This window comes from Ensifer sp. R-19 (assembly GCF_049905105.1).
Lineage (GTDB): Bacteria > Pseudomonadota > Alphaproteobacteria > Rhizobiales > Rhizobiaceae > Ensifer.
Window position 1 is genome coordinate 2,026,727 of record NZ_CP184569.1, and the last position, 18,694, is coordinate 2,045,420.

20 protein-coding genes and 1 pseudogene are annotated in these 18,694 nt (G+C 63.0%); 8 read left to right on the forward strand and 13 right to left on the reverse strand.

What is annotated here, in order from left to right:
* Positions 1-18 precede the first annotated feature (18 nt).
* Positions 19-816, reverse strand: a complete 798-nt coding sequence (locus tag ACN9MO_RS09965; RefSeq protein ID WP_112994438.1) for an aminoglycoside phosphotransferase family protein — start codon at positions 814-816, stop codon at positions 19-21.
* A gap of 258 nt (positions 817-1,074) precedes the next feature.
* Here ACN9MO_RS09965 and ACN9MO_RS09970 point away from each other — a divergent pair, with 258 nt between their 5' ends.
* Positions 1,075-1,371, forward strand: coding sequence for a hypothetical protein (locus ACN9MO_RS09970; RefSeq protein ID WP_112994439.1), 297 nt, complete (start codon positions 1,075-1,077; stop codon positions 1,369-1,371).
* On the opposite strand, the gene ACN9MO_RS09975 is transcribed toward ACN9MO_RS09970, so the two are convergent.
* Genes ACN9MO_RS09975 through ACN9MO_RS09995 form a run of 5 tightly spaced genes read right to left on the reverse strand, consistent with a single transcriptional unit; the run spans position 1,292 to position 5,875 of the window.
* Positions 1,292-1,720: a type II toxin-antitoxin system death-on-curing family toxin gene (locus ACN9MO_RS09975; protein ID WP_113133969.1), complete on the reverse strand. Its 429-nt coding sequence runs from the start codon at positions 1,718-1,720 to the stop codon at positions 1,292-1,294. The two genes, ACN9MO_RS09970 and ACN9MO_RS09975, sit on opposite strands and share 80 nt — an antisense overlap.
* Positions 1,717-2,016: a hypothetical protein gene (locus ACN9MO_RS09980; protein WP_113133970.1), complete on the reverse strand. Its 300-nt coding sequence runs from the start codon at positions 2,014-2,016 to the stop codon at positions 1,717-1,719. The genes ACN9MO_RS09975 and ACN9MO_RS09980 overlap by 4 nt, the downstream gene beginning before the upstream one ends.
* Before the next feature lie 54 nt (positions 2,017-2,070).
* Complete coding sequence (locus tag ACN9MO_RS09985) at positions 2,071-3,126, reverse strand: ABC transporter ATP-binding protein (protein WP_113133971.1); 1,056 nt, start codon at positions 3,124-3,126, stop codon at positions 2,071-2,073.
* Positions 3,114-4,886, reverse strand: a complete 1,773-nt coding sequence (locus tag ACN9MO_RS09990; protein ID WP_082616050.1) for an ABC transporter permease — start codon at positions 4,884-4,886, stop codon at positions 3,114-3,116. The genes ACN9MO_RS09985 and ACN9MO_RS09990 overlap by 13 nt, the downstream gene beginning before the upstream one ends.
* A gap of 8 nt (positions 4,887-4,894) precedes the next feature.
* On the reverse strand, positions 4,895-5,875 hold the full coding sequence (locus ACN9MO_RS09995; protein WP_057253902.1) for an ABC transporter substrate-binding protein: 981 nt from the start codon (positions 5,873-5,875) through the stop codon (positions 4,895-4,897).
* Positions 5,876-6,050: 175 nt separating this feature from the next.
* On the opposite strand from ACN9MO_RS09995, the gene ACN9MO_RS10000 reads away from it, so the two are divergent.
* From ACN9MO_RS10000 to ACN9MO_RS10010, 3 genes are all read left to right on the forward strand, one after another.
* Positions 6,051-6,314, forward strand: coding sequence for a hypothetical protein (locus tag ACN9MO_RS10000; protein WP_057253900.1), 264 nt, complete (start codon positions 6,051-6,053; stop codon positions 6,312-6,314).
* A 201-nt stretch (positions 6,315-6,515) separates the two neighbouring features.
* A complete protein-coding gene (locus ACN9MO_RS10005; protein WP_112994444.1) occupies positions 6,516-6,986 on the forward strand; it encodes a carboxymuconolactone decarboxylase family protein in 471 nt (156 codons plus the stop codon).
* A complete protein-coding gene (locus ACN9MO_RS10010) occupies positions 6,986-7,843 on the forward strand; it encodes a sigma-70 family RNA polymerase sigma factor (protein WP_057253896.1) in 858 nt (285 codons plus the stop codon). The genes ACN9MO_RS10005 and ACN9MO_RS10010 overlap by 1 nt, the downstream gene beginning before the upstream one ends.
* Before the next feature lie 249 nt (positions 7,844-8,092).
* Here ACN9MO_RS10010 and ACN9MO_RS10015 read toward each other — a convergent pair.
* Both ACN9MO_RS10015 and ACN9MO_RS10020 read right to left on the reverse strand, forming a co-directional pair.
* Positions 8,093-9,267 (reverse strand): annotated as a pseudogene (locus tag ACN9MO_RS10015) (IS481 family transposase).
* Between the two features lie 164 nt (positions 9,268-9,431).
* On the reverse strand, positions 9,432-9,854 hold the full coding sequence (locus tag ACN9MO_RS10020; RefSeq protein ID WP_057253892.1) for a RidA family protein: 423 nt from the start codon (positions 9,852-9,854) through the stop codon (positions 9,432-9,434).
* Positions 9,855-10,022: 168 nt separating this feature from the next.
* Between ACN9MO_RS10020 and ACN9MO_RS10025 the strand changes: the two genes are divergently transcribed.
* Positions 10,023-10,613, forward strand: a complete 591-nt coding sequence (locus tag ACN9MO_RS10025) for a TetR/AcrR family transcriptional regulator (protein ID WP_057253890.1) — start codon at positions 10,023-10,025, stop codon at positions 10,611-10,613.
* Between the two features lie 24 nt (positions 10,614-10,637).
* Here ACN9MO_RS10025 and ACN9MO_RS10030 read toward each other — a convergent pair whose 3' ends face one another.
* The 4 genes from ACN9MO_RS10030 to ACN9MO_RS10045 all read right to left on the reverse strand — a co-directional run bounded on the left by ACN9MO_RS10030 (position 10,638) and on the right by ACN9MO_RS10045 (position 16,070).
* Entirely contained in the window at positions 10,638-12,542 is a 1,905-nt protein-coding gene (locus ACN9MO_RS10030) for an adenylate/guanylate cyclase domain-containing protein (protein WP_057253888.1), read from the reverse strand.
* Positions 12,543-12,787: 245 nt separating this feature from the next.
* Positions 12,788-13,393, reverse strand: coding sequence for a deaminase (locus tag ACN9MO_RS10035; RefSeq protein WP_057253886.1), 606 nt, complete (start codon positions 13,391-13,393; stop codon positions 12,788-12,790).
* Between the two features lie 364 nt (positions 13,394-13,757).
* The gene (locus ACN9MO_RS10040) at positions 13,758-15,269 is read right to left on the reverse strand and encodes a nucleobase:cation symporter-2 family protein (protein WP_113133629.1); all 1,512 of its coding nucleotides are present in this window, start codon (positions 15,267-15,269) and stop codon (positions 13,758-13,760) included.
* A gap of 303 nt (positions 15,270-15,572) precedes the next feature.
* A complete protein-coding gene (locus tag ACN9MO_RS10045) occupies positions 15,573-16,070 on the reverse strand; it encodes a winged helix-turn-helix transcriptional regulator (RefSeq protein WP_057254424.1) in 498 nt (165 codons plus the stop codon).
* A 157-nt stretch (positions 16,071-16,227) separates the two neighbouring features.
* Here ACN9MO_RS10045 and ACN9MO_RS10050 point away from each other — a divergent pair, with 157 nt between their 5' ends.
* The 3 genes from ACN9MO_RS10050 (at position 16,228) to ACN9MO_RS10060 (ending at position 17,821) form a co-directional block, all read left to right on the forward strand.
* Complete coding sequence (locus tag ACN9MO_RS10050) at positions 16,228-16,767, forward strand: hypothetical protein (RefSeq protein WP_057253882.1); 540 nt, start codon at positions 16,228-16,230, stop codon at positions 16,765-16,767.
* Positions 16,768-17,098: 331 nt separating this feature from the next.
* Positions 17,099-17,425, forward strand: coding sequence for an isochorismatase family cysteine hydrolase (locus tag ACN9MO_RS10055; protein WP_425984712.1), 327 nt, complete (start codon positions 17,099-17,101; stop codon positions 17,423-17,425).
* A gap of 102 nt (positions 17,426-17,527) precedes the next feature.
* Positions 17,528-17,821: a putative quinol monooxygenase gene (locus ACN9MO_RS10060; protein ID WP_057253878.1), complete on the forward strand. Its 294-nt coding sequence runs from the start codon at positions 17,528-17,530 to the stop codon at positions 17,819-17,821.
* Positions 17,822-17,916: 95 nt separating this feature from the next.
* On the opposite strand, the gene ACN9MO_RS10065 is transcribed toward ACN9MO_RS10060, so the two are convergent.
* Positions 17,917-18,555 carry a glutathione S-transferase family protein gene (locus tag ACN9MO_RS10065; protein WP_057253876.1) on the reverse strand — a complete coding sequence of 213 codons (639 nt, stop codon included), beginning with the start codon at positions 18,553-18,555 and terminating at the stop codon, positions 17,917-17,919.
* Positions 18,556-18,694 lie beyond the last annotated feature (139 nt).

The following is an 18,694-nucleotide window of genomic DNA, read 5'->3' on the forward strand; positions in this document are numbered from 1 at the left end:
TCGGTGCGTCAAAGGCCGCTACGCAATGTTTAGCGACAGCAATGCCCTATGGCGCTCGAAGGCTTCCCGTTCCCGCTGCCAGTGATCGAGATGCCCGTCCCGCTTCAGGCGCTCGGTCGCGGCCGCGCCGATCATCGCCAGCATTGCCGCCTCGTCGCCCATATGTCGAAGCACCTCGACCACCATTGTGAGCAGCGCGTCGTCGCAGGCACGACCATAGACCGCACACAGGCGCTTCAGCCGCCGGCTGCCGTCGCCGAGATCCGCGAGCGCCGCCGCCTTCAATTCCTCGGCATGGAAGGAAAGCGGCACCATCCAGTAGGCGAGATAGGCCAGATCGCGCAGGCGAGGCCCGGGCCCAGCGAGATCGAAGTCGATGATCCCCGCCGGTTCGCCGCCGCGGAAAATGAGATTGTACGGCGCAAAATCATTGTGGCAGACGACCTCCGAGCGGCTTTGATCCGGATCCCGGAAGGCCCAGAGATCGGCCGCCGTGAATTCGAAATCGGCAGTCGCGTCATGATAGGCCCTGAGCAGCGCGGCAGCGGCGGTCAAGGCACGCTCGGAAAGCCAGATCTCGGAAGACACGCCGGCCTCGCCATCAAGGAAGCTCAGGACCTCGCGCCCACGATCATCGAGGCCCAGGAAGCGCGGCGACGCCTGAAAGCCCCTTGCCTCCAGATGAAGGAGCAGCCGGTGGACGCTTGCGCTCTGCGGCGCGGTTGCGCGACGCACCGTATCGCTCACACGCACGACGCTTGCGTTGACGTTGCCGCCGGCAAGCGGCGTTTCTTGTGCCGAGGTTTCGGATGTCATCGGACCGTTCGGGAGGCTGGAGACGAAGTCGGGCCGAGGATCGGCTTCAGGCTACTGCATGTTTCCTTTAATCGTACCCGATTAAAGGACAAAAAACATGCAGCAATTCAAAGTGCTACAGCGACCTTTGCGCGTCTGATAAGACGCGCGGCGCTGTAGCAACTGTCAACGGATCGCGTCCCTCGGCGTGCCGATCAACCGGATATGCTTGAACTTGCTCAGCCATCTTGCTTGCCTCTCCCAAACAGGAGCCTTGCCATGTTCGCCCGATCGACCGTCTGCTGCCTCGCCCTCCTTCTTGCCGCCAGTCAGGCGGCTGCAGCCCTTGCGCCGAACTATCAGCGCGCCCGCGAACTCACCGCCGTCATCGACGCGGTTGCCGCCGCGGTTCCCAGATATCCGATCGACAAGATCATCAGCCAGGGCCGCGACCGCTTTGCGGTGATTGCGGGCAAATGCACCGTCATCGCAAGGATCATCGGCCTGCCGTCGAAACCCGGACTGGTCGGCCCGCGCCAATTCGAGGTCCGGCTCGACAAGCCGGATTGTGATTGAACAGCACTCTAAAAAGCGGGCAATCGGCATCGGCGACAGACCAGATGACATCGCGCATATCCTTCTGGGTGGCGTCAAGCCGGTAGCCGAGGATGAGCAATTGCATGGCGAGTGCGAATAGCGCTGCACGCTTGTTGCCGTCGGTAAAGCCGTGCGCCTTGGCGATACCAACGCATACGGCCGCCGCCAGCCTCCCGACGGTGACCTCACCTTCATAGAGCGCAATGTTGACGGGACGCGCGATCGCGCCTCGAATGGCCCCTTCATCCCGGATGCCCGAAACACCGCCGTGCCGCTTGATGGTCAGGTCATGGGCCTGCACCAAGGCGTCGAAGGATATTGGCTTCATTTGGCGAGTTCGGAGAGCGTCCAATCAAAGCGGGCGAACACGTCTTCTGCCGCCTCCTTTGAGATGTCGTAGGTTTCGTCGCTACTGTCTGCCGCAGGCGCTTGCTCCTGTTTGACGACAACCGTCTGCGGTCGTAGGTTCGAAGTGGACCGCGAAGATCCGACTACGGATTGAGAAATAACTTCGCTATTGTACTTCAGCCGTTCGTGAAAAATGCCGTCCTTGTCGCGGTAAAGCTCACGCCTTATCGCGGCATCCGCAACTCTTCCCGTTGTCTTCCTGACATTCTTGACCATAGCTACGATATAGCATTTGGAAGTGGCGTTCCCAAGAAGGCGCAACCTCCTTCCCTAAAGCCGCCAGCCCCTGCCAACAACGAAGCGCCCGGTCTCTCCGGGCTTCATCGCCTGGTCGCCATAGGCCTTCAACGCCTGCCCGTCGGGCAGCGAAAGCGTCAGCGCAAAACGCTCGCCCTCGAAGGAGCAGGCGATGACCCGAAGCGCCACCCCCTCGCCGTCGCGGCGCACATGCTCCGGCCGCACAAGCACATCGCGCATTGGCACGTCACGGATCGCCCCATTGCTCGCACCCGCCTCGCGCATGCCGCCAAGTGCGGTCCGCAGCGCCGGCCACTCCAGCGCCCTGGGCGCCCCCTCGGACAGCGGCAGCCTGAGCACCGAGCCGCGGCCAATCAGACCGCCGACGACGGCACCCTCAGGCCTCGCGTAAATCTCCGCCGGCGACGCCATCTGCATCAGCCGCCCCTCGGACATGACGGCGACATCGGTCGCGAGCGCCATCGCCTCGGCCTGGTCGTGGGTCACGTAGATCATCGTCGCGCCCGAGCGCTCGTGGAAGATGCGGAAGGTCTCCTCCATCGACTTGCGCAGATGCTGGTCGAGATTGGCGAGCGGCTCGTCGAGCAGCACCACATCCGGCGAGGTCACCAGGCAGCGGGCAAGCGCCACGCGCTGGCGCTGGCCGCCGGAGAGGGCCGCGGGCCGGCGATCAGCATAATCGGTGAGCTTCACCAGCGCCAGCGCCTCGCCGACACTTCGTCGCCAGGCTTCACCGGAAATGCCGCGCACCTTCAGCGGATAGCCGACATTCTCGGCCACCGTCATATGCGGCCACAGCGCATAGGACTGAAACACCATCGCCATGTTGCGCCGTTCCGGCGGCAGCGCCCGCGATGCGTCGGAAAGCCGCCTTTCGCCGAAATCGATCGAGCCGTCGGTTGGTTGCTCGAAGCCGGCGATCATGCGCAGCACCGTGGTCTTGCCGCAGCCCGAGGGACCGAGCAGCGCCAGGAAGCCGCCTTCCCGCACGGTCAGCGAAACATCCGATACCGCCGGCCGCCCGCCGCCGAAATGTTTCGTGAGGTGATTGAGGATCAGTTGCGCCACGGCAGCACGCCCTCGGGAAGATATTTCGCAAGCGCCTCGAGCGCCGCCATCAACAGCACGACCATCACCACGACAAGCACCGAGAGCGCTGCGGCAAGATCGGACGAACCGCTGTCGTCGAGATTGAAGATGGCGACACCGAGCGTCTGGGTGCCGGCCGACCAGAGCAGTGCGGAGACCGTCAGTTCGTTGGCAGCGATGAGGAAGACGAGGATGATCGCAGCCCCGGCGGCGGGCGCCACCAGCGGCAGGATCACGTCACGCATGCGCCTGAGGAAGCCGGCACCCGAGAGACGCGCGGCCTCCTCGAGCGACGGATCCATCTGCAGAAAGGCGCTCATGACGGGTTTCAGGCTGACGGCCAGGAACGAGGAGAAATAGGCGATCAGGATGATCCAGATGGTGCCGTAGAGCGAGACGCTGAGGAGAGGCAACGGAGCCGCAAAGGTGAGAATGAAGGCGACAGCCAGCACGATGCCGGGCAGCGCATAGGGGATCTCGATAAGGATGCCGAGCGTATTGGCAAGCAAGCCCTTGCGCCGGGTCATCAGGTAGGCCGCGGGTACGGAGACCGCGAGCAGGCCAAGTGCTGCGGTGGTCGCAAGGAACGTCGAATTGCCAAGCGCCTTCAGCGTCATCGACTGGCGAAAGAGGATTTCTTCGTAAGCGCGCAATGACACGGTCTGAAGGTTGAGCGGCACGCCATAGGCCGGCACCATCGAGCTTGCGACAAGCGCAGCCAGCGGCGCCACCAGCACGAAGAACAGGATCGCGACCAGCGCCATCTCCACGACCAGGCGATAACGCCCGAGCGCGAAAGCGGCATTGGCGCCGGAGAGGCCGATGATGCGGTAGTCCTTCCCTGAGAGCGCCCGCTGCTGCAGGATCAGCCCGGCCGCGGCGATCACGGCGATGAGGCTCGAAAGCAGCGCGATCTCGCCGAAGGTGCCGGCACCGAAGCTTGCCAGCCTCGTGTAGATCAAGGTCGGCAGCACCTCGATCCCAGCGGGAATGCCGAGGATCGCCGGAATGCCGAAATTGCCCACACCCGAAACGAAGGCGATCGCCGCCCCGGCAATCAGCCCCGGCAGCGACAGCGGCGCGACGATATCGCGGAAAACGCGGAACGGCGTGGCACCGGCAAGCCGTGCCGCCTCCACTCCATCCCGCGGGGAAGCTGAAAGCCCGGCTTTCAGCGCCAAGAAGACCAGTGGTGCGTGCTGTACGCCGAGAAGCAGCGAGATGCCCGCGAGCGAATAGAGCGGCTGCGGGCTGCCGAGCGGCGGCGCGATCCCCAGCGTCTTCAGAAGCGGGCTCGCCGGCCCGGTCATCTCCACCCAGGCGAGTGCGGTCACCTGCGGCGGGATCATCATCGGCAGCATGAAGGCGAAGCTTAAGCTCTGCTTGCCGCGCACATCCGTCAGCGCCACGGCGAAGGCGAAGATAGCGCCGATAACGACGGAGACGATCATGCCGCCGGTCGCCGTTATCAGCGTGTTGCGGATCGCTGCAAAGGTCGCGGGTTCGGTGAGCACGCCGATCGACTGCCCGGAGACGAGCCCGGCAAAGCCGGCCTTGGCCAGGCTGATGAGCGGCAGCAGGCACAGCAGAAACAGGCAGGCGAAAACGAAGGGCACCAGCCAGCGCGGCTCGGCGGCGGGTCTGGCACCCACCCTCGCCTGCGGCACGTCCTGCGTCCGGCTTTGAAAGGGAAAGCGCAGCCAGCGGGGCCGGCTGCGCAGGTCATTGCGTTCAAGCATTCCCGATATCAGTTCGTGCCGAAGATGCCGGAGAAAGTCTTGAGGTCGGCGTCGGAGTTCTTCACCGCGTCGGCGGCGTTGACCGGCAACACCTTGATCGTCTCGCGGGCCGGATAGCCCTCGGGCAGCGCCACGCCGTTGCGGGCCGGGATGTAGCCCATCTTCACCGCCGTCTTCTGGCCCTCCTCGGAAAGCAGGAAGTCGACGAACTTCTTGGCGGCGTCGACGTTCTTGGCAGTCTTCAGGATGCCGACTGGTTCGGTCACAGCCGAAACGCCCTCGGCCGGGAAGACGAATTCCACCGGCGCGCCCTTGGCCTTTTCGCGGATCGCCATGAAATCGACGAGCATGCCATAGGCCTTCTCGCCGGTCGCAACCGCCTTCAGCACGCCGCCGTTGCCGCCAGCGGCCGTGGCACCATTTGCCGCGAGCGCCTTGTAATAGTCCCAGCCGAGACCATCGATGTTGGTCAGCGTCTGCGCATGGATCAGCGCCGCGCCCGAGGTCAGCGGGCTCGGCATGGTCACGAGGCCCTTGGCTTCCGGCTTTGTGAGATCCTGCCAGCCGGCAGGCTTCATCGCGGCCGCGGTGTTGTAGACGATGCCGGTCGTGATCATCTTGGTGGAGTAATAGGCGCCGTCGGCATCATAGAGCGAAGCATCGTAGTTGCCCGCTTCCGGCGACTTGTAGTCGGCCAGATGCCCGGCTTCCTTCAGCCGCTGCATCGTCACGGTGTCGGCGATCAAGAGCACGTCGGCGACCGGATTGCCGGCTTCGATCTCGGCCATCAGCTTCGCCATGATCTTCGTCGTGCCCTCGCGCACCCATTCGACCTCGATGCCCGGATTGGCCGCCTGGAACGCATCGACGGTCGCCTGCGCGTCCTCGTTCGGCTGGCTGGTATAGAGCACCAGGCTTTCGGCGTAGGCCGCGGTCGAAAGCAGGCCCGCGACGAGAGCGCCGGCAAGGACGGAAACAAAGGATTTCATGGATATACCCTCGTGTTGAAACTGGCGCCGAGGGATAGAGAGGACGTTTTACAGGGGTATGACAGACCAGAACCGCAAGCCCCCTGTCGCGCTCCCTTAGCGAGAGAACGCACGCTCCCTTGACAAGACGTGCAGACGGAGAAAGTTTGCACGGAATGCGAGTGGAGAAACTGCCATGGACACTTTTCTGAAAATTGCCGGAGCGGTGCTTATCGTCGTATCGCTGGCGGATGCGCTGCACGCAATCGTGCCGTCTTTCGGCTGGCTGGGCATTATTCTTGCCGTGCAGTCGGCATTGCCGACCGTCGGCGCAGGCATCGCGCTTGCGGCCTTCGGCTCGTTGCTCGGACAGCTCAAGAAAATTCGCCTCGCCGCCGAGCGCCAGGCCGATCTGTTTCAGTCCATATTGGAACGCCGCAGCCAACCTTCCGCCGAATAGGCGCTGCCGACCGTGTGGATCGCGGGTGGAAAGGGCGTGATCGGACGGGGAAGGATGCCGCCAGATGCGCCTTCAAATGTTGCATCAACCAAGCTACCGACGAGCCCGCCGCAAAAGATTCCGTAAAAAATTTCGCGCCGATGTCACACCGGCCGTAGCTCGCTCGTCATGGTATCGGAACCAACGAAAGGAAACGGAACCATGACTGCCAAGATCGACCTTTTCGCTGCCGCCCCCCAGCTGATGAAAAACTGGATGGGCACCTCCGTCGCCGTTGCCGCGAGCCTGGACCCGACCATCATCGAACTCGTCAAGATCCGCGCCTCGCAGATCAATGGCTGCGCCAACTGCATCAACATGCACACCCAGGAAGCGCGCGCCAAGGGCGAGACCGAGCAGCGCATCTACCTGCTTTCGGCCTGGCGCGAGGCGCCGTGCTATTCCGATCGCGAGCGCGCCGCGCTAGGCTGGACCGAAGCGCTGACGCGGCTTTCGGAAGGCCACACCCATGAACAGGCCTACGAAGCGCTGAAGGACCATTTCACCGAGGAGGAACAGGTGAAGCTCACGCTGATGATCAACGTCATCAATGGCTGGAACCGCCTGGCCGTCGGCTTTGGCCTCTGGGTCGATCCGGCAGAGGCAAAGGCCGCAGCCGAGAAGGCCGCCTGATGACGGGCACCCCCCAAGAGGACGCAGCGGCGGTTTTCGACCCGCTGCGTCCGAAGCTGATCCGCGTCGCCTACCGCATGCTCGGCTCGGTCGCCGATGCCGAGGACATGGTTCAGGAGGCCTTCATCCGCTGGATGGGGGCCGACCGTGCGGCTGTGCGCGAACCCGAAGCCTTCCTGCGCCGTACCGTGACCAGGCTCTGCCTCGACCAATTGAAATCCGCGCGGCTCAAGCGCGAAACCTATGTCGGCCCCTGGCTGCCCGACCCCGTGGTCGAGGAGGAGCCGGAGGATGACGTCACCCTGCCCCTGATGCTTGCGCTTGAACGGCTCTCCCCGCTGGAGCGCGCCGCCTTCCTGTTGCACGACGTCTTCGGCCTGAGTTTCGACGAAGTCGCAACGACGATCGACCGCGATGCCGCCGCCTGCCGCCAGCTCGCGGCCCGTGCCCGTACCCATGTGCGCGAGGAACGACCGCGCTTCCAGATCGAACAACAGCGTGGGCTCGAACTGGCCAATGCCTTCTTCGCGGCCTCCAGAAACGGCGACATGAAGACGCTCGGCGCGATGCTGGCGGCCGATGTCAGCGTCCATTCCGACGGCGGCGGCAAACGCCCGGCGGCGATGCGGCCAATCCTCGGCTTCGATGCCGTCATGAAGGTGCACCAGCAACTGGCCGCCCTCTTTGCCAAACACGGCTCAACCCTGGTGCGCACCGGCTTCATCAACGGTCTCCCCGGCTTCGTAACGAGGGAAGCCGACGGCGAGTTGCAGACGACCGCGCTTGAGATCGAGGACGGCAAGGTGGTGGCGATCTATGTGGTGCGCAACCCGGACAAGCTGGTGCATCTGCATTAGGCGTGGGCATTATCCGGCGTTACTGTTCCGGGCGGCACTAAGCCACCCGACAGACTGCTGACAAAACTATGTTTGATCATTGTAAGCTTGCGGGAGAAGCCGGTGCGTCAGCCAAAATCTCCGTCATTCCTGTGCTCGTCACAGGAATCTCTAGCAGTTCCAATGGAACTGCGGACCAGCCCAAGTCCTTGGGCTGAAAGGACTTTTGACCCGGCAGACGCCGGGCCGCTGGATCCCCGCCACAAGTGTTCAGTCCGGGGAGATAGCGGACACCTGTTCGGAGAGATGACTGACAGTTTTGGGTTTGGTCAAGTCGATGGTTGCGACCTTGTGTGAGGCGAAGAAGACGCCATAGGTGCCGTCCCGGGTCAGGGGGCGGATAGCGAGGCGTTCTCCGCAGAAGGCTCTTGGCACACGCCATAGCCTGCCCTTGAAGCTGACATAGGCCTTGGTGGTGGAGACGACGCGGACGATCTCGCCGCTGTCGTAATGCGGGTCGAGGAGGCAGCCGGGCATGGCCCGTGCGCTCGGTCGGTAACGGCTGGCTGGCGGGTTCTGGCCCAGGGCTTCGTGGGGCCGTTGGTGATTGTAGATCTCACGCCAGCGATCGAAGGCGATCTGGGCCTGGCCCAGATCGCTGAAGCCGCGCAGATCGAGGACTTCGGCCTCCAGAGTTCGGTGGAAGCGTTCGATCTTGCCGCGGCTCTGGGGATGGTAGGGCCGGCTGTGCCACACCTCGACGCCGAGCTTGAGCAGCCAGACGCACAGGCGGGTCCACCGCTCGCCGCCCGGTTCGCCCCAGGGCTGGCCGTTATCGACGAAGAAGGCCTGGGGCAGGCCATAGCGCCGGAAGGTCCGCGTCAGCTCAGCCTTGACCGTCACGCCCTGCTGGTCGGCACACGCCCTCAGGCAGGGCGAGAAGCGGGAATGATCGTCGACGATGGTCAGGGGATGGCAACGCTCGCCTCCCGTCAGCTTGACCCAGCCCTTGAAGTCCATCTGCCAGAGCTGATTGGGTTCGGCTTTTTCGAAGCGTTGCCAGGCCTTGCCGGGACAAGTCGGGAAGCCATCGATCCGGCCGTGACGGCGCAATATCGCGTGGACGGTCGAGACCGCCGGCGGCTCCAGCCCGTCGCGCCGCAGGCAGGCGGCGATCTTGCGGGCGCCCCGGGCCGGATGAGCGTCGCGCACCGAAAGCGCCGCAGCTTCGATCCTCTCGCTGCAGCGGCCGGGACTGGCATGAGGACGACGCGACCGGTCCCCAGATCGCCATCGCCTGCCGCCCATCGCGCCAGCCACTTGTAGCCAACATCCGCGCTGATGCCGAACTGACGGCAAAGCTCCCGCCGGTTCGCTCCTTCCATCATCGCCAGACGAACGAACTCGCGACGTTCTTCCATCGCCGACACCTCTCGCCAGGGCATGGACCGATCTCCTCAAGACCAAATCCAGCCGATGATGTGTCAGCTATCTCCCCGAACACCTGTCAGGTATCTCCCCGGACTGAACAACAGGGGCGAGGATGAGGGAGAATGGGACAACCCTCGCCAAAAAGCATTTCGGCTTTGTCAGCGGTCTACCGGCGGTGTCAGGCCGCCCGCTCGCGCCCAACTCCAGCACTCTCCGGAATCCGCGCAATCACCTTGATCTCGAAATCAAAGCCGGCAAGCCAGTTGACGCCGATGGCGGTCCAATTCGGATAGGGCTTTTCCGGGAAGATCCGGTTCTTGATTGTCATGATCGTCTCGAACTGGTTTTCCGGGTCGGTGTGGAAGGTGGTGACATCGACGATGTCGTCAAAGCTGCAGCCGGCCGCGGCGAGCGTTGCCTTGAGATTGTCGAAGGCGCGCTCGACCTGGCGGGCGAAATCCGGTTCGGGCGAGCCGTCCTCGCGGCTCCCCACCTGCCCGGACACGAACAGCAGATCCTGAGAGCGGATCGCGGCCGAATAGCCGTGGGCCTCGTAAAGCGCGTGCCTGTTTGCGGGAAAGATTGCGTCGCGTGAAGTCATCTGTCTGGTCCTTTGCTAAATCCAGGGCGCAGAAACGGGCGAGCGCTGCCCGATCCGGCAGAACTTCACAAAACCTGCTTCATTTGATATACGCCACGTATATGAACTAACCAAATACGGCGCGTATGTCAAATTCATATACGCATCGTATATGAATTTGAGGACAACATGGCCAGAACGCGCCAGGAAACGATGGAAGAAAACCGCGTGAAGCTGATAGCGGCGGGCCGAAAGGCCTTCGCCGAAAAGGGTTACGCCGCCGCTTCCATGGATGAGCTCACCGCCGATGTCGGCCTGACGCGCGGCGCGCTCTACCATAATTTCGGCGACAAACGCGGGCTGCTCGCCGCCGTCGTCAATGAGATCGACGGCGAAATGGCCGCGCGCGCCAAGGAGATCGGCGGCGCAAACGACGACGCCTGGCAGTCCATGCTTGCGGAAGGTGCCGCCTATATCGAGATGGCGCTCGACCCGGAGGTCCAGCGCATCGTGCTGCTCGACGGCCCCGCCGTGCTCGGCGACCCCTCGAAATGGCCGAGCCAGAACAGCTGCCTGGTGGCGACGAAGCGGTCGGTGGAGCAGCTGCTGGAGAAAGGCGTGCTGAAGCCGGTTGATCCGGAAGCCGCCGCAAGGCTCTTGAGCGGTGCCGCGCTCAACGCCGCCCTATGGGTCGCCGCCAGTGATGATCCGCAGGCCGTGCTGCCGAAGGCGATTGATGCTTTCCGCGCACTGGTCTCGGGCTTTCTGGCGGATCGATGAGGCAGGCGGCGCGATCCGCCGGCCCTACCCGCCGCGTTCCCCCACCAGTTCCCAAAGGTCGATCTTCGCAGCGCGTCCCTTGACCTGCACTAGCCCGATTTCGCGGAAAACAAAGCTGCGGGCGACCGCGTCGTGCACGGCGACGCTCACCAGGATCGACGTATTGAACTCCTTGTTCAACCCTTCGAGCCTGGAGGCGACGTTGATGGTGTCGCCCATGGCCGTGTATTGCTGGCGCGAGGCCGCCCCGATGCTGCCGACGACGGCCGGACCGGTGTGCAGACCGAAGCGTGTGAACAATTCGGGCCGGCCCGCCTGGCGGTTGGCAGCATTCAGGCCCTCGACCGCCGCCTTCATCGCCAGCGCGCAACGACAGCCGTGTTCGGCGTGCCTGATATCCTCGACGGGCGCATTCCACACGACGAAGATGGAATCGCCGAGATATTGCACCACGGTCCCGCCATGCTCTTCGGCGATGCCGTTCAGGAGCTCGAAATAGGCAGAGAGAATGTCGACCACATCCTCCGGCGAATGCTGCTCGGAAATGGTGGTGAAGTCGCGAATGTCGGTGAAGAGTGCCGTCACCTCCTGCCGCCTGCCCTTGACCACCGCCCCGCCCTGAGGGTCTATGATCCGCCGCACCACCTCGCGCGGCACGTAGAGCGCAAATTGCACGATGGCACGGCGGCTGGCAGCAAGCGCGCCCCCGAGCGTGTTGATCTCGGTGATCCACGAATGCGCCACGCCCTTGCCGGTGAAATTCAGATCGCCGATCCGGCGCGCCTCGTCGGCAAGCCGGTAAAGCTTCTGGCTGATCACCCGCGACAGCATCAGCGATCCGAACACGCCGGCCACCAGAAGGCCGGCGGCAATCAACAGGTTGCGCACCAGCAACCGGTTGGCCTGCGCCACGAGATCGTCGAGCGGCACGACGATTGCGACCGAGCTCCCCTTGAACAGGCCGTCAACGCTGACCGGCGCGACCTGCGCCAGATAGCTTTCGCCCTCAAGATCAATCTCGGCAAGGCCACCATTGGCATAGCGCGGATCCTTGCGCAGTCGCGCCACGGCCTCCACGCTCATGTCGAGGCTGCCCATGTCGACGGCGCGCCCGCCCGACCAGGTTCCCAAGATCCTGCCCATGATCGCCGGGTCGGAATGGGCGACGATCGTGTCGCCGTCGCCGATGATGAAGGACCGGGCGCGCGGCGAAATCTCCCGCGGATCGAGCAGCCGGCTGACGGTCTGCAGGTGAATGTTGACGCCAACCACGACCCGGTGGTCGCCCTTCATCGGCGCGGCCAAAGCGAGCGTCGGAACCCGGAGCGTTCCCGCGACGAAGGGCCCGACGGACACCGGCGCACCGCTTGAAACGGCGGCCTGATACCACGGACGTTGCCGTGGATCGAAGGATGTCGGCTCAAACCTCGGCTCTCCGATCGGCCTTGTCTCGCGGTCGAGAAACTGAAGGGTCGACTGAGCCTGCGAACCCTGCCTGGGCGTGATCGTCCGGATGGCGAAGTTCGCCTCCGCCGGCGCCGAAAGGCTCTGGCGGACATAGTCCCTCTCGGTGTTGATCACCTGCACGTAGGAACCGTCAGGATAACCGGCATAGATGCTCGTCGCGTTGGACACGCTTCGAAGCACCTCCAGGAAGAACTGCTGTTTTGCCTCAAGTTCCGCAGGCGGCGTGGGTATGAGTTGAGGTACCGCGGACGCCAGTCCGACGGCCTCATGTCCGCCTTCCAACGCATTCCTGTAGCCTTCGATCAGCCGAAAGCTCATCTCGCGCATGTGCTTGGCGCCGCCGAGAACGGCCGCCGCCCTGCCCTGGCTGAACGCCATCCAGATGATCGGCGTCGCCGTGCAGATGAGCAAGGCGACGACCAGAACGCTGAGGTGCACCCTGAGAGGCCTGGACCAGTTCACGCAACTCCCCCGAAACGTGACTTTATTTCGGCGAAACTATCACCTGCTCGGGCCGGCAGGAATGCGCAATCTTTCAAACAAATAGACCATTTCATTGAATCAACTGCATGTTTCCTTCGATCGTAGCCGATTGAAGGACACAAACATGCAGCACTTCAAAGCGCTACAGCGCCGCGCGTCTGATAGGACGCGCGGCGCTGCAGGAGACAATGAAATGGTCCGATGCGCAGGCCGTCTTTCAGGCCTCAGTTCAGCGGGATGGCGTTGCCGTCCTTGCTGTCCTGGTAGGTGGAGGAGAGTTCGTCGTACTTCGCGCGGATCGCGTCTGCGCGAGCCTTCAAATCCTTGCGCTGCGGCTCGGGCAGGCCGTCGATCAGCGCGTGGATCGACTGGCCCTTCCAAAACGCGTTCGTGCGGTTGTAGCCGCCGGGCTCCAGCGTGAAGACCTCCTTCAGGATTTTCAGGTCGTGCGGAATGGAGAAGCTGTCCCGGGAATCCTCGTGGCTGAAGAAGTAGTAGAAATTGTCGAAGCCCGCCCAGGTGATCGCCGACAGACACATCGAGCAGGGCTCATGCGTGGAGAGGAAGATGAGATCGCGGGAGTCCGGGCGCTCAGTACCCTCGATCTCGTAGAAGCGCTTCAGCGTGTGCACTTCGCCGTGCCAGAGCGGGTTTTCCGTTTCGTTGTTGGTCTCGACGAGCACGGTCGAAAGATCGGACTTGCGCATCAGTGCCGCGCCGAAGATCTTGTTGCCGGCAGCAACACCGGCTTCCGTTGCCGGGATGATGCCGCGCTCCATCGTGCCAAGCAGTGCATCGAGGAGTTGGTAGTTATCGGTCTGCTGTGTCATTCCCAGTGTCCTTTTGTTGGGTTTTGAGAGCAACGCCAGGAAAAACAGGAAACGGCTTCCTGCCCGGAATGGCGGGTTTCAAAGCAACTCCAGAAAAAGTGCGAAGCGGTTTTTCGTCCGGAGTTGCGTATTTCCGAGCAATCCCAAGAAAAGTGCGAAGCGGTTTTCCGTCCGGGATTGCGGGTCTCAGAGCAACTTCAGAAAAAGTGCGAAGCGGTTTTTCGTCCGGAGTTGCGTATTTCAGAGCAATCCCAGGAAAAGTGCGAAGCGGTTTTCCGTCCGGGATTGCGTGTTTCAAAACAATCCCAGGAAAAGTCTGAAGCGACTTCCGCCCGGGATTGCGTGTTCCAAAGATCGGGCCGGCTCAGTGCGCCTCCGCCGCAATCAGCGGCACTTCCGCGCCCTTGGCATCGTAGAGCTTGCCGTTGAGGAAGTAGTCGCCGTCATGCAGACGGGCGATGTCCTGGTAGCGGATCGTGCGCTCCGTTGCCGCGGCGAAGACCGACTGCTGATCGGAATTGCCTGCCGTGAAGTGGTTGAACAAGAGGTTGAGCAGGATCGCCATCACGGCGGCCGACGAGATGCCCGAATGGAAGATCGTCGCGACCCAGGCCGGGAAATGCTCGTAGAAGCCGGGGGCCGCAATCGGGATCATGCCGAAGCCGATCGAGGTGGCGACGATCACCAGGTTCATGTTGTTGTTGTACTCGACCTTGGACAGCGTACGGATGCCGCTAGCCGCGACCGTGCCGAAGAGCACGAGGCCGGCGCCGCCGAGAACGGAGGTCGGGACGGAAGCAACGACGCGCCCCATGATCGGCAAAAGGCCGAGCGTCACCAGGAACATTCCGCCCGTTGCCACCACATAGCGGCTCTTGACGCCGGTGACCGCCACGAGGCCGACATTCTGGGCAAAAGCGCTCTGGGTGAAGGAGCCGACGACAGGTGCCAGGATGCTCGACAGCATGTCGGCGCGCAGGCCGTCGCCGAGCCGGCGCGAATCCACCTTGGTCTCGACGATCTCGCCGACGGCGAGAATATCCGCCGAAGTTTCGACCAGCGTCACGATGATGACGATCAGCATGGAGATGATCGCCGCCAGTTCGAAGGTCGGATAACCGAAGTGGAAAATCTTCGGCAGCGCGAAGACCGGGCCGTTTGCCACCTGCGAAAAGTCGGTCATGCCGGCGACGTAGGCGATGCCCGTGCCGATCACGATCGAAAGCAGGATCGAAAGCCTGGAAATCGAAGCACTGCCGAGCTTGCTGAGCAGCAAGACGATGACGAGCGTCACCGCCGCAAGCTGAATGTTGGCGGTGCTGCCAAAGTCCGGCGCCGCCTTGTTGCCGCCCATGGCCCAGAACGCTGCCACCGGCATCAGCGTAAGGCCGATGGTGGTGATGACGATGCCGGTAACGAGCGGCGGAAAGAAGCGCGTGACGCGCGAGAATATCGGCGTGATCAGAAGACCGATCAGCGAGGCCGCGATGACGGCGCCGAGAATGGCCGGAATGCCGCCATTGCCTGAAATCGCGATCATCGTCGCGACGCCCGAGAACGAAACGCCCTGCACCAACGGCAGGCGGCTGCCGAAGAAAGGCAAGCCGATCGTCTGCAGGATAGTTGCGAGACCGCCAGCAAAGAGCGATGCGGTGACGAGCAGGCCGACATCGGCGGAATTCAAGCCCGCCGCCTGGCCAAGGATCAAGGGGACGGCAACGATGCCGCCATACATGGTCAAAACGTGCTGCAGACCATAGGCGAGGTTGGCGCCGATGCTCAGCCGTTCGTCTTCGGGATTCTGGGCCGGATTCTGGGCCAGATTCTGGGTACGCGTAGTGTCCTCTGAAATGCTTGCCAAGGGTCTCTCCTCCATCCCTTTGCGACGCGTCCCGTCTCCAGCGGGACAAGGCAAAGGCTACTGAAGGAGGGCAAATCGCGCTTGCCTAAAAAACGCGAAACACCTTTCGGATTTTGGGCGGGAATGGTTGGGCGGGAAAGTCGGCGAGACAGGCCGCTTCTCGGCCATTTCCGGCGATTGCAGCCGCAAGCGTCCGACCGCCCGGGCGGTCTGGCGCCGTCACCCGGCACGTCCAGAGGAGAGCAGAGATGATCGCATTCCGCAATGGCCTGGCAGTGGTGTCTCAGGCGTGCCGCCCGCCCGGCAGCGGAATGCGGACTACCGGCTCTCCTTGAACCGTTCCCACCGCTCTTCCCTTTCCTGGGCATAGGCCGGATTGAGCTCGGCGCTGAGATCCGCCCGCTTCAAGGGCTCGCCGCAGCTCTCGCAGAGCGGACCCAGCCCTGCCGGTTTGCCGCAGGTCAGATGGGTGTAGTTGACCGCCCGCCCCTCTTCGGGTGCCTTCACCCAGGCTTCGCCCCAGGCGCGCAGCGCCAGGATGACCGGGTAGAAGGCGTTTCCCTTTTCCGTCAGGTGATACTCAAAGCGCGGCGGGCGCTGGTTGTACTGGCGGCGTTCCACCATGCCTTCCGTTTCCAGCGCCTTCAGGCGCGCGGTGATCATCTGAGGCGTGCCCCCCGTCTGCGCCTGGATCTCCTCGAAGCGATGTCCGCGCATGAACAGCTCGCGCAGGATCAGCACGGTCCAGCGGTCCCCCACGACGGCCTCGGAGCGCGCCACCGGGCACAAGGTGCGTTCGGCAGAATTCTTTTCCACTTTGTCACTTTCTTTTTCATAGGCACTTGTCACTATGATTTTCATATCTAATATAAGCGATGTCGCACGGAATGCAACGGGCCATGAGGGCCCCCGCGATGCGGCCAGGCATTCAAAGGCCAAGCATGAAAAGGCCAGACATGAAAAGGAGTCTGCCATGAACAGCCACGAGACCGGCGATCTCGAGATCGTCGATTCCAGCTTCAGCGCCATCATCAACGCCCCCTTCGAGAAGGTCGACATACCGAGCTGGTGCTTTACGCTTGCCGAGGAGGAATACCGGCTTTGCTCCCCGGCCCATATTGCCGCCGGCGTTACCACAGCGCCCGACGGCAGACGCATGTCGATCAACGTCGAAACGATTGGCGGCACCCTGATGGTGCAGCACTATGTGGAGACGCTGAGCGAGAAGCATCACCTGGTGCTGGAGTCGGTCTCGGATCTCTTCCCGCCTTCGGGCCGGACCACGATCCATGTGCTTTGGGAACTGAGCGTCAGGCGCATTGACGAGCACACGTGCGAATTCACCAACCACGTTCGCTCCAGGGCGACGGAGGAATTCAAGGCCTCGCTCGACCGGCAAGGCATCCCCTTCGACGTGTTCCGCGCGCAGCGACAGCCGATGTCGATTGCGCACAACAAGGGCGAGACACCGCTGTTTGCTGCCAGCATCGAGCGTGCGGCGCTTCGAAACTAGGTCTCTATGAACCAATAAAAATGGAGACGACCATGTCAAAGCCGAATTACAGCAAAGAGACGACAGCCCTGCTCTTTGTCGACCCCTATAACGACTTCCTTTCGGAAGGCGGCAAGATCTGGGACCGGATCAAGCCGATCGCCGAGGACGTCGGGCTGATCGAGAACCTGAAGTCGATCGATGCCGCAATCCGCGCCGCCGGAATACGCGTCTTCATCGCCCCGCATCGCCGCTGGGAACCGGGCGACTACGAAGACTGGGCGCATCCCAGTCCGACCCAGCAGGCCATCATGCACCGCCACTCGTTCGCCCGCGGCGAATGGGGCGGGGAATGGCATCCGGATTTTGCGCCGAAGCCGGGGACGTGGTGGCCAAGGAGCATTGGGGCCAGAGCGGCTTTGCCAATACCGACCTGGACCAGCAGCTGCGGCAACGCGGCATCACGCATCTCATCATCGTCGGCCTGCTCGCCAATACCTGCATCGAATCCACGGCCCGCTACGGCATGGAGCTCGGTTATCACGTGACCCTTGTGCGCGATGCGACGGCCGCCTTCACGCATGAAATGATGCATGCCGCCCACGATCTGAACGGCCCCACTTTCGCGCACGCGATCCTGACAACGGGCGAACTGCTCGAGGCCCTGCCGGCTTCGTGACGAAAGGCGCCGGCGAGAGCCTCGGGCCCGCTGCTCTGAAACGAAGAGACACGGACGGCACGCCGGTTTGTCGCGCCGTCCCCAGTGACCAGGGAAATGACCATGTCAAAATTCGTAGTACTTGGAACAATCGAAGCCGTTGCCGGCCATCGAGAACAGCTCATCCCCCTGTTGCAAGCCCATCGGGCTCGCTGCCTGCGTGATGAGAAAGGAACGCTCCGCTTCGACATCATGACGTCGAACGATGACGAGGCGAAAATCCACATCCACGAGGTCTATCAGGATGCAGCCGCTTTCGACCTGCATCTCGACGGCCCCTCGATCAAACAGTGGCGCGAAGAAACCGCAGGACTGGTCGCGGGCGTTGTCGTCCACAAAGCGACACCTGTCGAATAGGCGCCGAGGGTATGAAGCTCGGCAGCGGCGACCGCCGGCATCACCACGCGGGCCGCTGCCAGCGCCGTCCGAACCAAAGGCAAAATCTGTACCCTTCACCCCGGCAGCGGCGGCAGTTCAGGCGCGACCAGACCATGGAAAGGATCACGCCACGTCTCGATCTCTTCAAGCCGCCGCGACCAGCGCATGAGCGCCGGATAATCACCGATCGGTAGCCGCGCCGCGTCGTTAAAGGGCAGGAATGTCGCCATGCGGAAATCGGCGAAGGACACCGTGTCGCCGACCAGCCACGCGCGACCGGAGAGCTCAGCCTCGAGTATCCTCGCCGCCCTATGAAACTCCCGCAGCCCCTCCTCCACCATCGCTTCCTCGCAGGGGCCGATGCCGTAGCGCAGCTTGGTGCCGCGCTCCCAATGCACCATGTCGCAGGCTTTCACGAAGTTCTCCTTCCCCCAGCTGATCCAGCGGATCATCTCCGGCTCGTCGTCATCCGTCCGCCAGAAATTGGAACCGGTCTGGCGGGAAAGATAGCAGGCGATCGCATCCGCCTCCCAGAGCGACCGGCCGGTGCGCTCCAGGATCGGCAGCAGCAGGTTCGGATTGAGTGACCGGAAACGTTCGGCCTGGCCCGGCGCCATGGGTTCGGCAAATTCGAACGCGACCCCGGCCTGCAGATACCGCGCGACGGCAACCGCCAGGCGAGGATTAGGATTGCGGCTGAAGTAGAGCTTCATGCGGTGGCTCTCCGTTGGTGCACGTCATGAAGACGAACGAAGGCGCCGCGCGCCGACAGGTACGAAAGAAAAATCGACCGCCGCTTCGTCGCGAATGACTCCTAGCAGACCTGACGCGTAGCAGCCTGACTTCGCTCTG